Source organism: Labedella phragmitis, assembly GCF_004078635.1.
Taxonomy (GTDB): domain Bacteria; phylum Actinomycetota; class Actinomycetes; order Actinomycetales; family Microbacteriaceae; genus Labedella; species Labedella phragmitis.
In genome coordinates, this window is sequence record NZ_RZNB01000005.1 from 221,032 (window position 1) to 234,273 (window position 13,242).

At 69.8% G+C, this 13,242-nt stretch carries 9 protein-coding genes; 4 read left to right on the forward strand and 5 right to left on the reverse strand.

Annotation, left to right across the window (positions count from 1 at the left end; translation table 11 throughout):
* Positions 1–9 precede the first annotated feature (9 nt).
* The gene (locus tag ELQ90_RS13140) at positions 10–1,050 is read right to left on the reverse strand and encodes an endonuclease/exonuclease/phosphatase family protein (RefSeq protein ID WP_128495735.1); all 1,041 of its coding nucleotides are present in this window, start codon (positions 1,048–1,050) and stop codon (positions 10–12) included.
* A 127-nt stretch (positions 1,051–1,177) separates the two neighbouring features.
* Here ELQ90_RS13140 and ELQ90_RS13145 point away from each other — a divergent pair, with 127 nt between their 5' ends.
* Positions 1,178–2,074, forward strand: coding sequence for a PHP domain-containing protein (locus ELQ90_RS13145; RefSeq protein ID WP_128495736.1), 897 nt, complete (start codon positions 1,178–1,180; stop codon positions 2,072–2,074).
* A 154-nt stretch (positions 2,075–2,228) separates the two neighbouring features.
* Here ELQ90_RS13145 and ELQ90_RS13150 read toward each other — a convergent pair whose 3' ends face one another.
* The gene (locus ELQ90_RS13150) at positions 2,229–3,665 is read right to left on the reverse strand and encodes a DEAD/DEAH box helicase (protein WP_424980826.1); all 1,437 of its coding nucleotides are present in this window, start codon (positions 3,663–3,665) and stop codon (positions 2,229–2,231) included.
* A gap of 223 nt (positions 3,666–3,888) precedes the next feature.
* Between ELQ90_RS13150 and ELQ90_RS13155 the strand changes: the two genes are divergently transcribed.
* On the forward strand, positions 3,889–4,599 hold the full coding sequence (locus ELQ90_RS13155) for a ferritin-like fold-containing protein (protein ID WP_128495738.1): 711 nt from the start codon (positions 3,889–3,891) through the stop codon (positions 4,597–4,599).
* 151 nt (positions 4,600–4,750) lie between these two features.
* Here the strand turns inward: ELQ90_RS13155 and ELQ90_RS13160 are convergent, their stop codons facing one another.
* Positions 4,751–5,038 (reverse strand): hypothetical protein, encoded by a 288-nt coding sequence (locus ELQ90_RS13160; protein ID WP_128495739.1) that lies wholly within the window; start codon positions 5,036–5,038, stop codon positions 4,751–4,753.
* Positions 5,039–5,041: 3 nt separating this feature from the next.
* Positions 5,042–5,266, reverse strand: coding sequence for a DUF3107 domain-containing protein (locus ELQ90_RS13165; RefSeq protein ID WP_128495740.1), 225 nt, complete (start codon positions 5,264–5,266; stop codon positions 5,042–5,044).
* Between the two features lie 148 nt (positions 5,267–5,414).
* On the opposite strand from ELQ90_RS13165, the gene ELQ90_RS13170 reads away from it, so the two are divergent.
* Positions 5,415–8,705, forward strand: a complete 3,291-nt coding sequence (locus ELQ90_RS13170; RefSeq protein ID WP_128495741.1) for an ATP-dependent helicase — start codon at positions 5,415–5,417, stop codon at positions 8,703–8,705.
* Positions 8,702–11,956: an ATP-dependent helicase gene (locus ELQ90_RS13175; protein WP_128495742.1), complete on the forward strand. Its 3,255-nt coding sequence runs from the start codon at positions 8,702–8,704 to the stop codon at positions 11,954–11,956. Before ELQ90_RS13170 ends, ELQ90_RS13175 begins: the two co-directional genes overlap by 4 nt.
* Here ELQ90_RS13175 and ELQ90_RS16685 read toward each other — a convergent pair.
* On the reverse strand, positions 11,890–13,224 hold the full coding sequence (locus ELQ90_RS16685; protein WP_166409056.1) for a phosphotransferase: 1,335 nt from the start codon (positions 13,222–13,224) through the stop codon (positions 11,890–11,892). The genes ELQ90_RS13175 and ELQ90_RS16685 overlap by 67 nt on opposite strands.
* Positions 13,225–13,242 lie beyond the last annotated feature (18 nt).

Consider the following 13,242-nt stretch of genomic DNA (forward strand, 5'->3'; position numbering starts at 1 on the left):
CACCGCCGGCTACGGGGCGGAGGACAGCTGCACGAGGACGGGGCGGTGATCGCTCGCTTCGAGTGCCGGGTCGTCGAGGACGCGCATCCCCGTGGCGATCCAGTTCGGCGTCGCCATGACGTGATCGATGGGGGAGCCGAGCAGGGTCGGCCACGCCGACGACCACGTTCCGACGGCCGCGTTGCCCGACTGGAGGCCGGCGTCGGAGCAGCGACCCATGGTCGCTCCGTCCGTCGTCGCGAGACCCGCCATGTGATCGACGGTCGCGTTGAAGTCGCCGGCCATGATGACGTTGTCCTCCGCGCACTGCGTCGCGAGCCACTCGAGGTCGGCCCGCCAGTTCTCCATCTGACCGGGGATGGGGGCGACGGCGTGCACGGCGACGATCGTCGGCCCGTCGCCGTCGGTCGGTTTCAGCACGACCGTGGGGAGGACGAGCGTGTTGCCCACGCGCGCCTGCTCCTCGGCTCGATCCCGATTCGAGTCCCAGACCGTGCCGTAGTCGCCGAGCCGGGGACTGACGAGGATCGTCGTCGATCGCGCCTTGGCGATCTTGTCGAACCAGACGGTGTGCACCCACATGGGGTTGCCGCCCTCGCGCATGAGGTTGGCGACCTCGATTCCGGTCTCCTTCGTGGTCTCCGGGAGACTGATGATGTCGGCCTTCCCGTCGAGGGCCGTCCGGGCGATGGTCTCCGCCCCGGGCGCGTCGCCGAGGGTGTTCCAGCTCAACACCGTCACGGAACCGTCCGTCCACTCGGCGAACGACGAGTCGCCGACACCCCGCGCGCCCATGATGGCGGCGTTGCCGGCCGCCGTCAGGACGAGGAGGACGGCGATGGTGCCGGCGACCGCGCGGAGCGGACGCGCGAGCGCGAGCAGCAGGAACAGGGCGGCAGCCGCGAGCGCTCCGACCACGAGGAAGCCGCGCAGGGCGACGAGTTGAGCGACCATCCACACGTTCTGGGCGCCGAAGAGTTGCGGCCACGTCGCGACGAGGCACGCGATCGCGACGGCGATCGTGATGACGGCATCGAGGAATCTGAGCATGGCGCTGCCACCATACCGACAGGCCCCTGGGAAGCGGCCGAGCCGGCTCGGGTGTCGCCTCCGGGATCGCCGACCCGGCTCCCGCCGTGAACGACGACGGCGCGGGCATGACGCCTAGACTGAGGGGATGGCGGGCGAACGGCGATTCCACGGCCCGAGCGACCTGCACACCCACTCGAGCGTGTCCGACGGCACGGAGACACCGAGTCGGCTCGTCCGCTCGGCGTCGGCCGCTGGGCTCGGTACGGTCGCTCTGACCGACCACGACTCGACGGCCGGGTGGTCGGAAGCCGCGGTGGCGGCGCGCTCGGAGGGCATCACCCTCATCCCGGGCATGGAGTTCAGCACACGTCTGGGCTACCGGAGCATCCACCTCCTCGCCTACCTCTTCGATCCGTCCGACGGCGACCTCGTCACGGAGATGGCCAGGATCCGCGAGGCGCGGCTCGTGCGAGCGGAACGCATCGTGCAGAACCTCTCCCGTGACTACGCCCTGACCTGGGACGACGTCGTGGCGCAGACCACGGACGGTGCGACGATCGGGCGGCCGCACATCGCGGACGCCCTCGTGGCGCGCGGTCACGTCCCGACGCGGAGTGAGGCGTTCGCGAGCATCCTGCATCCGTCGAGGGGCTACTTCCTCCCGCACTACGCGCCCGATCCGGTCGACGCGGTGCGGCTCGTGGTCGCGGCCGGGGGAGTGCCCGTCATCGCGCATCCCGCGACGCGCGGGCCGGGCCTCATCGTCTCCGACCGCGACGTGGAGGACCTCGTCGGGGCGGGCCTCGCCGGCCTCGAGATCGACCATCGGGAGAACACGGCGTCGGGCAAGCAGGCCATCCGTCGCCTGGCAGGACGCCACGGTCTCATCCTGACGGGATCGAGCGACTACCACGGCACGGGCAAGCCCAATCTCCTGGGGGAGAACACGACGTCGGATGACAGCGTCGCGGCGATCATCGAGCGTGGCACGGGAAGCGAGCCGGTCTACGGTCGAGCCGTCGAGGATCCTGCCCGGGCCTGACGGGTCCGTCGGGGCCGACGCGCCTGTCGGGAACGACTCGCCTGTCGGGAACGACGCGCCTGTCGGGAACGACGCGCCTGTCGGGAACGACGAGGGCGCACCCGCTCACACGGGTGCGCCCTCGTCTTGTCTCCGGTGACTGCCGTCCGATGGATCAGGCGGTGGGCGGCGCCGTCCGGCGGCGCGTGCGATTGCGGCGCCGCGGAGCGCTGTTGCCGTCGTGGTGCTCTCGGCCGCCACCGTCGTGGGTACCGGTGGCCGCCGGGGCATCGGCGATCGCTCCGCCGGTCGTTCCCTCAGCGCGCGGGTTCTCCCGCTTCCGCTCTCCCGCATCGCTAGCCGATCCGCCGCGCGAGCGCTGCCCACGACCGCCTCGGCCGGAGCGGTCGCCGGCCCCGCCACCGGAGGTCGAGGAGGTCCGGGGAGCAGCGGCGGGGGAGGAGCCGGGCAGCCGACCCTTCGTGCCGGCGGGGATGTCGAGGTCCTCGAAGAGGTGCGGCGACGAGGAGTAGGTCTCCGTCGGTTCAGGCTGTCCGAAGTCGAGGGCCCGGTTGATGAGAGCCCACTTGTGGAGGTCGTCCCAGTCGACGAAGGTGACGGCGATGCCCGTCTTCCCCGCGCGACCTGTGCGCCCGACGCGGTGGAGGTAGGTCTTCTCGTCCTCCGGGATGGTGTGGTTGATGACGTGCGTCACGTCATCGACATCGATGCCGCGAGCGGCGACGTCCGTTGCGATGAGCACGTCCTTCTTGCCCGCCTTGAACGCGGCCATCGCGCGCTCGCGCTGCTCCTGACCGAGGTCGCCGTGAACGGCGGCGGCGTTGAAGCCGCGATCGTTCAGTTCTTCGACGAGCTTGGCGGCTGCGCGCTTCGTGCGCGTGAAGATGACGGTCTTGCCGCGGCCGTTCGCCTGCAGGATCCGGGCGATGACCTCGTCCTTGTCGAGCGAGTGCGCACGGTAGATGAGGTGCTTGATGTTCGCCTGCGTGAGGCCCTCATCGGGGTCGGACGCCCGGATGTGGATCGGCTTGTTCATGAAACGGCGCGCCAGGGCGACGATCGGCCCCGGCATCGTGGCGGAGAACAGCATCGTGTGTCGCTCGGGCGGCGTCTTGGAGAAGAGCTTCTCGATGTCCGAGAGGAAGCCGAGGTCGAGCATCTTGTCCGCCTCGTCGAGCACCATCTCCTGGATCTTCGAGAAGTCGAGGAGGCGCTGGTTGTTGAGGTCGATGAGTCGACCGGGCGTGCCGACGACGAGCTGGGCGCCCGCCTTGATCTGTTCGATCTGGCCTTCGTACGCCTTGCCGCCGTAGATCGACACGATCTTCGTCCCACGGTTCGCGGCGGCGACCTCGAGGTCCTCGGTCACCTGGACGCAGAGCTCGCGCGTCGGGACGACGACGAGTGCCTTGACCCCGGGCTCCGGGTTCGCGCCGAGCCGCTGAAGGATCGGGAGGCCGAACCCGAAGGTCTTGCCCGTACCCGTCTTGGCCTGGCCGATGATGTCCTGCCCGCTCAAGCCCAGGGGGATCGTCTGCTCCTGGATGGGGAAGGGGGAGAGAATGTTCTTTGCTGCGAGGGCGTCGACCATGTCCTGGTCGACCCCGAGATCACGGAAATCCACGTATTCGTTTGCCTGTCAGTGCGTGAGTGCGGTCTACGCCGTTGTCTGTTCACGTCTGCGGCGTAGGTCCCGATCCGATGCCGGGAATCACCTCAGACTATCGGACGCGGCCGGGCGTCGCCTGGAGGACCCACTGGCGCGCCCGATCGCCGCGTCAAGCGGGCGGCAGGTCTTCGGCTAAAGTTGCGGGGTGGCATCCTGGTTCGGCCGACGCGGTCCTCGGAGGGAGACTCCGCGGCTGCGCGCTCGTGGAGCCCGTCGCTCCGTCACGCGGGTCGAGTTCACGGATCTCCACCCCGATCCCGACAGCTACCTCGGCCGCGCCGCACGGATCCAGTTGGGCCACGTCGAGACACTCGGTGCCCTCGTCGCCCGCTTCGAGCGCTTCGACGACAAGGAGCGGCTCTCGACGGCCGCCGGCTTCGCGCTCAGCAAGCATCAGGCCGTCGTCGCCGAGATCGAGCGGCGCGACGGTGATCCCGCCGAAGCGATGGCTGCGGTGGCCCCCTCCATCGACCATTTCCGTTCCATCACGCAGGGCAACAGCCCGACGGAAGCACTCTTGTCGTTCCATGTGACGTCCGGCTTCCTCGACGACCTGTTCATCGGACTCGCTGCGAGCCTGCCGCCGGACCTCGGCCCCCGGATCGGCGGACTCCTGGGTGCCGAGGCCGGGACCGCGGGCATCGTCGACATCCTCGAACGGGAGATCTCCGTCGACCGCCGCACCGCATCCTTCCTCGCCATGTGGGGTCGGCGGCTCGTGGGCGACACGCTTCTGCTGGCGCGGGAGGTCGTCGACGGCGGCGGGCACGAGCACGGCGACGACGTCGAGCCCGTCTTCACGGAGCTCATCGCCGCGCACACACGGCGGATGGACGCGCTCGGCCTCACGGCGTGAGGCGTCCCGCGAGGCGTCGGGCACGAACTCGGCGAGCGGGTCTCCTCGGAGCTCATCGTGTCGCCGACGAGACGATGCACGCCCGCGACCCGACGGTGTGGGAGTGATCCCGCTTACGACGTCGGCGGCGACGGGGTGACGTTCGAGAGGCTCAGCCGCCGAGGCGGACGAGCATCCTCTCGTCGGAGGTCGATCGTGACCGACCCAGGACGACGGCGGCGACGGCCGCGGCGACGGCGGCGAGCAGGAGCGTGACGGCCCAGATCCACCCGCCATCCCATGGCCAGCCGAGAACGGTCAGCCCGAGCCAGACGACGGCCGATACGACCACACCGATGGCGGGGACCAGGAGCACCCCGCGCTCACGCTGCCAGGGGGCCGCGTAATGGACGCCGAGTCCGATGATCGCGCCGCCGAGCGCGACGAACAGCAACTCCATGGATCAGGCGACGAAGCCGACGCGGCGCTGGTCTTCCGAGCCGACCTCGACGTACGCGAGACCGGCGGTCGGGATGATGAAGAGGCTGCCCTTGGAGTCCGTCAGGCTGAAGTACGAGCTCTTGTCATCGAGTGCCGCTTGGATCGTCTTGCGGACGTCCGAGATGGACTCCGACGACTCGAAGCTCACTTCGCGGGGACTGTTCGCGATTCCGATACGGATTTCCACGTGGATGCCTTTCGATTGCCTGGATTACGACTCTACGACACGGCCCGGGGCCGGGCGCTCCGCGTCGACTCGCCGTGAGCGAACACGCGCTCGCCACCATGCCGACGTGCTGTGCGGCGATGTCGGTGGCCGACGCTAGCGTGAACACGTGACTTCCGAGACCTCTGCGACCACCGAGACCGCCCGGGTCTCCGCGAGTGCGGAGCGCAGGGCCACTTCCTCCGCGATCTCCGGTGCACGTGCCGGTTCCGCCGAGGCCGGCTCTCGTGCTGTCCACCTCGACGCCGATCAGCGGCGGGTCGTCGGCGCCCCCGTCGGTCGGCACCTCGCCGTGCTCGGTGCGCCGGGCACGGGGAAGACCACTGTTGTCGTCGAACTCGTCGCGGAGCGGATCGCCACCGGTGCCCGTGCCACGGACGAGATCATGGTGATCGCGGCCGACCGCCGTGCGGCGACTCGGTTGCGGGATGTGCTCGCCGTCAGGGTCGGGGTGCCGACCGCGGGCCCGCTCGCTCGCGCTCTCACGTCGTTCGCCTTCGGCATCGTCGTCGCCGGAAACGCGCACGACGGGCTTCCCGCGCCCCGGTTGCTCACCGGTGGCGAGCAGGACGCCGTCATCGCCGATCTCCTCCTCGGCGACGACGAGGACGGCCGAAGCGACGACTGGCCGGCTCATCTCGACGCGGAGGTCCGGAGTCTTCCCGGGTTCCGTGGCGAGCTCCGGGAACTCATGGCCCGCGCCGTCGAAGCGCACGTCTCGCCGTCCCTCCTCGAAGAGCTCGGCGATCGTCGCCTCCGGGCCGAGTGGCGCGCCGCCGGTCGGTTCATCCGCCAGTACCACGAGGTCGTCGACGCGTTCCGTGACCAGTTCTACGACTCGACCGAACTGGTGCACCGCGCGACCGAGATCGTCGATGGAGCGGGGCCGTCCGGCACGGGACTCGGCCCGTTCGCGCGTCTCCGTTCCCTGGTCGTCGACGACGCCGAGGAATTGAGCGCAGCCGGCGCTGAGCTGCTCGCGGCGTTCGCGCGCCGCGGCGTCGACATCGTCGTGACCGGTGACCCGGACGTGGCGTGCGGGGGCTTCCGGGGAGCGAACCCCGACGTCGTGAGCCGACTGCCGCAGGTCCTCGACGCCCCGGCCGACACCGCGGTCCTCGGTTCCTCCTATCGTGGATCCCGTCAGCTGGCCGACGTGTACGAGCGCGTCGTCGCGCGGGTAGGAACGGCCGGAGCGGGCGCTCAGCGCCGCGTCCGCCGGCCGAACCGGTCGGTCGAGGAGCCGGTCCTCGTCACGACGCCGTCGAGCGTCGCGGAGCAGGTTGCAATCGTCGCGCGCGAGTTGCGTGAGCGACACGTCTTCGCCGGTGTGCCCTGGCACGACATGGCCGTCGTGGTGCGAAGCCGATCGCAGATCGCAGCGCTCGAACGCGGACTCGCCGGACTCGAGGTTCCCACGCGCGTCCTCGCCGGAGGTACGGCGCTCCGTGACGAGCCGTCGGTCCGTGCCTTCGTGCTCGCGAGCCGCGTCGCCCTCGGGGTCCGCCGGCTCGACGACTCCAGCGCCGAGGAGTTGCTCACAAGCGTCCTGGGCGGATTCGATCGGGTCGAACTCCGGCGGCTTCGCGCGGCCCTCCGACAGCGTGAGGCCGACGCCGGAGGGGTTCGCTCAGCGGGCGAGCTGCTTGTCGAAGCGATGCAGCTCCCCGGTTCGCTCACCGACCTCGACACGCGTCACGGGCGTAAGGCGCAATCGCTCGCCGATAACCTCCGGCGCGCCGAGGCGTCGGCCGCGGATGGCGCGACGGTGGAAGAGCTGTTGTGGGGGCTGTGGGAGCGAGCAAGGCTCGAGCGCGCACTCGTCGAGCAGTCCCGCGGAACGGGGCTCGCTGCGGACGAGGCCAACCGCACCCTCGACGCGATCGTCGCCCTCTTCGCGGCCGCCCGCCGCGCCGTCGAGCGGTCCCCGGGCGAGAGCCCCGCGCACTTCCTCGATCAGTTGACGGAATCGGATCTCCCGGAGGATACGCTCGCTCCGCGTGCAGCGGGCTCCGCCGTGGTCATCACCACGCCCGTCGGAACCGTCGACAGGGACTTCGACACCGTCGTGATCTGTGGTCTCCAGGAGCACGGCTGGCCCAACATGCGGCAGCGCGGGACCCTCCTCGCGAGCGGCGAACTCGCCGACGCGGCAGCGGGGATAGACCCGACCCCCTCGGACGCTCGAGCCCTCGTCCTGCACGACGAGCTCCGCCTGCTCGCGCGGACCGTGTCTCGCGCCCGGGAACGGCTCGTCGTGAGCGCGGTCTCGGGGGAGGACTCAGCACCGAGTCCGTTCCTGCCCCTGTTCCCGCCGCCCACGGACGGACTCGTGGAACGGCACCCGCTCTCGCTTCGAGGACTCACGGCCCGGCTCCGCCGCGACCTCACGGTCGCGATCGAGCGGGGAGAGTACGCGGCCGCCGAGCGGGCCGCTGTCTCGCTCGCACGTCTCGCGCGCAACGACGTCGATGGAGCAGACCCTCACGACTGGTCGGGCCTGCTCGACGTGTCCACAGACGCCCCGCTCGTGTCGGCAGAAGAGACGGTGCGAGTCTCGCCGTCACGCGTGCAGGCCTTCCGCACATGCGGACTGCATTGGTTGATCGACGAGCTCGGCGGCTCGACGGCGACCGTCGCCTCCGGGCTCGGCACGATCCTCCACGAGGTCGCGGAGAATCTCGAGAGCACGGACGCCGACGAGATCTGGCGTGCGATGGCAGCGCGGTGGAGCGAACTCCCGTTCGAGGCGGGCTGGCAGGCGAGCCTCGAAGAGGTGAAGGGTCGGGACCTCGCTCGGCGCTTGGCGCTGTATCTGGCGAGCCTCGAGTCGCGCGGCGCCACGGTCATCGGCAAGGAGGTGGCTTTCGAGCTCCCGATCCCGCTCGTCGTGCCGGCGGAGGACGGGCGGCCCGAGTCGCCGGATACCGCCACGCACTCGCCTGATGCCGTCGCCCACGCGCCGGACGATGGGCCGACGATGGCCGTACTCCGCGGCACCATCGACCGGGTCGAGCTCGTGCGCGACGGCACGATCGACATCGTCGACCTCAAGACGGGCAAGAACGAACCGAAGACGGACGCCGGCGTCGTCGACAACCCGCAGCTCGGTGCCTACCAGCTCGCGATCCTCGAGGGAGCGGTGCCGGGCGTCGACGGACACGCGGGAGCCGGGGCGAAACTCGTCGTGCTCGCTGGTGCGGCGAAGACCAAGGCCTTCTACGAACCGAGGCAGGAGCCCTTCTCGCACGAGCAGGCCGTGGCATTCCGTGAGGGCATCGCCGCGACCGCACGCGAGATGGCGGGCTCCGCGTTCCCCGCGCACGTGTCGTCGCACTGTCTCGAGCCGTTCTCCTTCGGTCGTTGCCGCATCCACGTCATCGAGGCCGTCACCTCATGACGGCCGGAATCGGTGCGGCGAGGATCGCCGAGCTCCTGGAACTGCCGTCACCCACGAGCGAGCAGGTGGCGGTGATCGAGTCGCCGTCGGCACCGTCGATCGTCGTGGCGGGTGCCGGCAGCGGCAAGACCGAGACCATGGCGAACCGTGCGGTGTGGCTCGTCGCGAACGGCGAGTCCGCACCCTCGGAGATACTCGGTCTCACCTTCACCCGCAAAGCAGCGGGCGAACTTGCTGAGCGTGTGCAGCGACGGTTGCACGATGGCGTCACCGCGGGTGTCGTGGACCTGCGCGGCGACGACGTCTTCGAACGTCCAACGGTCGCGACGTACAACTCGTTCGCCGACGGATTGTTCCGCGAGAACGCGCTCCTCGTCGGCCGTGACCCGGAGTCGGCGCTCCTGAACGAGGCAGCGGCGTGGCGCCTCGCCCGGCGGGTCGTGGTCGAGCACGGCGACGACCGCCTCGTCGGGATCGGGAAATCGATCGACACGGTCACGGAAGCCGTCGTGAACCTGTCGCATGCGCTCGCAGACAACATCGCGAGGGGTGACGACGTCCGGCGATTGGTCGAGCAGTTCCTCCGGCTCCCCGCGCTTCCGTACGGGGGCTCGAAGCGAACGCCCTACGCGAAGGTACTCGAAGCCGTTCAGACTGTCGCCGCGCTCGAACCCCTCACGGAGTTGGCGGAGCGTTTCTCCGAAGAGAAGCGACGACGAGGACTTGTCGAGTTCTCCGACCAGGTCGCCCTCGCCTTGGCGGCGTGCGAGCGCGACCCGTCGATCGTCGATGCGACACGACGTCGCTTCCGCGCGGTCATCCTCGACGAGTATCAGGACACGTCCGTCGTGCAGACCCGCCTGCTGTCCCTGCTCTTCGCCGATCACTCTGTCATGGCGGTCGGAGACCCGCACCAATCGATCTACGGCTGGCGCGGCGCCAGCGCCGACAACCTGTCCCGATTCACCACGGACTTCGCTCGCTCGACCCCGGTGGAATCGTTCACCCTCTCGACGAGTTGGCGCAACGACACGGTCATCCTCGACGCCGCCAATGCGCTCGTCCAACCTCTCCGTCATCAGCAGGCCGTGCCGGTCCCCGAACTCGCGGCGCGACCCGGCGTCGGGGCCGGCGCTCTCGACGTGGTGTTCGAGGAGACGATCGACGAGGAGGCCGCGCGCGTCGCCGACTGGATGGCGCGACTCGTCCTCGACGGCCGGACCTCGGCGTCCCCGCCAACGGCCGCGATCCTGTTCCGGGTCAGACGACACATGGACCTCTTCGCCCGTGCCCTCGCCGAGCGGGGCGTGCCGCACCGCATCCTCGGCCTCGGCGGGCTGCTCTCGTCGCCCGAGATCACCGACCTCGTCGCCGCGCTCCGTGTCTGTCACGATCCGTCCGCGGGATCCTCGCTCATCCGCGTGCTCTCAGGCCCGCGTTGGCGGATCGGTGTTCGGGATCTCCGTGAGCTGCGAGCACTCGCCTCGTGGCTCGAACGACGCGACGTCCGTTCGACGCGTCTGAGCGACGAGGTCATCCAACGGATCAGGGCGTCCGTCGCCGCGGACGGTTCTGTGTCCATCGTCGACGCGCTCGACGCGCTCCGCGACATGCCCGACAGTCACGTTGCGCTCAGCGGCTTCAGCGCCGAGGGCCTCTCGCGCTTGCGTGAGGCTGCTCACCTCTTCCGGCTCTTCCGCAGCCGCGCGGGCGCTCCCGTCCTCGATTTCATCTCCCTCGTCACGTCGGGGCTCCGGCTGGACATCGAGGTCGTAGCGAATGCGTCCCGATCGACGCTCCGCACCGCGAACGCGCGCCTGCACGCCTTCACGGACGAGGTCTCCTCCTTCCTGGCGAGTGAGGAGAGCCCCACGCTCGGCAGCGTCCTCGCGTGGATCGGTCGCGCCGAATCGGACGACACGATGGCGCCGCGCACGGAGCCGCCCGAGCCCGGCGAAGTGCAGCTGCTCACGATGCACGGCTCGAAGGGTCTCGAATGGGACGCCGTGGCAGTCGTCCGGATCGTCGAACGGGAATTCCCGGGCGAGGCGAAGGACGGCAAGGGATGGGTGAGCTTCGGATCTCTCCCGTACGACTTCCGGGGCGATGCGGCGGAGCTCCCGGTCTTCGCCTGGCGCAATGCCGAGACCCAGCAGGACGTGAACGAGGCGCTCGCACGATTCTCCGACGACCTGGCGGCACGGCATGCGCTCGAGGAGCGCCGACTCGCCTACGTCGCGCTCACCCGCGCCCGTTCCCGTCTCCTCCTGAGCGGTTCGTTCTGGGGCGAGCACAAGACACCCCGCCGGCCGAGCGTCTTCCTCCGCGAGCTCGAAGAAGCCGGCATCGTCGCGCCGCTTCCGATGGAACCGCGATCCCCGGAGAACCCGCTCACCGACGACGACGATGTTCTCGTCTGGCCGCGGGACCCGCTCGGTTCGCGGCGCCGATCCGTCGAACGTGCCGCCTTCCTCGTGAAGTCGGCGACGGAGGACGAGCAGGGTGCCCCCGAAACGCCGGGATCATACGCCGAGACCATCGACCTCCTGCTCGCCGAACGAGCCGCTCTCGCAGGACCCGGTGATCGCGAGATCCCGGCGCGGATCGCGGCCTCACGCTTCAAGGATTACCTCAAGGATCCCGACGCGGTGATCTCCGCGATCGAGCGTCCCGTTCCGGAGCGGCCCTACCGCCAGACCCTTCTCGGCACGCTCTTCCACGGCTGGGTCGAGGAACGGTTCTCCGCGACGGGCTCACCCGAGACGATCGACGCGTCGGTCGACGAGATCGACCTCGACCTCGACCTCGATCTCGACGACGATCTCGACGGATCGTCCGATTCCGCGCCGGACGCACACGATCTGCGCACGCTTCAGGCGACCTTCGAGGCCTCCGAATGGGCCGACCTCAGGCCCATCGAAGTCGAGCGGGAGATCCACGCGATGATCGCCGGACGCATCGTGGTGTGCAAACTCGACGCCGTCTACGATCGCGACGGGCGTCGACAGATCGTCGACTGGAAGACCGGGAAGCCGCCCCGAACGGCCGACGAGTTGGAGGAGCGGCAGATCCAGCTCGCGCTGTACCGACTGGCGTACGCCGACTGGGCGGGAATCGACCCGGAAGCGGTCGACGCGGTCTTCTACTACGTGAGCGAGGACCGCGTCATCCGGCCCGAGCGCTTCTACTCCGAGTCGGAGTTGCGAGCTCGATGGGACGAGGCGCTCGGGTCGCCCATTCGATCGGGCTGATCGTGACCCGTGCGGATCCACCCCGTCGTGTCGAACTCGACGGTCTCGCGCGCACTGGCCCGGACGCGACGCTGTCGCTCCTCATCGCTCGGCTTCTCTCGGTCGTCGTCGTCGTCGTCGTCGTCGTCGTCGACGACGATCGGGCCGGTCTCGGCATCCTCGTGTGCGGGTTCGTCCGCGTCATGCTCGCGCCCGCTCACGACGTTCTCGAGTTCCGAGCGGTCGTACGAGTCGGTCTCGAGGCCCGTGCTCCCGGCAGCCGCCGATGTACGCGGCGTCCGGGAGAGGAGCGTCTCGACGTCGTCGACCGAGAGGACCGGGCCGGTGTGCTGGGACAGCGGATGCATCACATCCCCGAGTACGTGCTCAACGAGTCCGTCGAGCATGGACACTGCATCGTCGACGATCGCCTGATCGTGCGTGTCCTTGCCGTGCAGGAGCCAACGAGCGAGTTCGAGTTCCGCGTAGAGCATGGCGCGGACGCGGATTCGGGCGTCGGGAGTGCGACTCGAGGCCGCGGTGTAGGCCGCGAAGACGCTGTCCGCCGCTTCACCGGCTCCCGACAGCCAGTGCAGATCGTGAGCGGGGTCGGACGACCGGAGCCCGCTCCACCCGATCATGCCCACGACGATCTGCCCGACCTCGTGTTCCGCGATCACGAACGACTCCGCCGACACCGTGCCGTTGACGACCGTCGGGTTGAACTGCCAGAGAGCGTCGTCGGCGATCGCGTCGGTCCAGCGGGCACCGACGGCGGCGGGAAGGAGGCGGGTGGCGAGGGCGCGATCGACGACGCTCGAGGCCTCCCGACGGCTCTCCTCGGCCGACTGGGTCGGCAGCCCGACCTCGCCGACGAAGGAACCGGGCAGCGCATGCAGCGCCGCGAGCGCGCCGCCGATCGACGTCGCCACGCCGTCTCCGGCCGGCAGATCGTCGGCACGCACCTGGACGCCGGGCACGAACGTCGAGACGACCGCACGCGTGTCTCCCGCCGGCGTCTGACCCAGCACCGTCGGCACGGTGAAGGGGAGTCTGCTCCGGATGCCGTCGGTGAGCGCGGCGAGCGCCAGGAGTTCGCGGGCCTGCTCGGTCTCGGCACGCTGGGACGTGGGGACCCGGACCACGATCTCGCGCTCGTCGTCGGTGCGCAGGAGCGCGGAATCGAAATCACCCGAGGCCCCGAGTCCGAGCGGGCCGCTCCCGATGACGGTCAGGCCAGGGACGGCCGACGTCGCGAGCGCGGCTAGAGTGAGGTGGGATCTGGCCATGCCTCCTAGGTTAGGTCG

Coding starts and splice junctions, on each gene's coding strand:
- ELQ90_RS13140 (WP_128495735.1), bottom strand. CDS start 1,050: ATGCTCAGATTCCTCGATGCCGTCATCACGATCGCCGTCGCGATCGCG.
- ELQ90_RS13145 (WP_128495736.1), top strand. CDS start 1,178: ATGGCGGGCGAACGGCGATTCCACGGCCCGAGCGACCTGCACACCCAC.
- ELQ90_RS13150 (WP_424980826.1), bottom strand. CDS start 3,665: ATGGTCGACGCCCTCGCAGCAAAGAACATTCTCTCCCCCTTCCCCATC.
- ELQ90_RS13160 (WP_128495739.1), bottom strand. CDS start 5,038: ATGGAGTTGCTGTTCGTCGCGCTCGGCGGCGCGATCATCGGACTCGGC.
- ELQ90_RS13175 (WP_128495742.1), top strand. CDS start 8,702: ATGACGGCCGGAATCGGTGCGGCGAGGATCGCCGAGCTCCTGGAACTG.
- ELQ90_RS16685 (WP_166409056.1), bottom strand. CDS start 13,224: ATGGCCAGATCCCACCTCACTCTAGCCGCGCTCGCGACGTCGGCCGTC.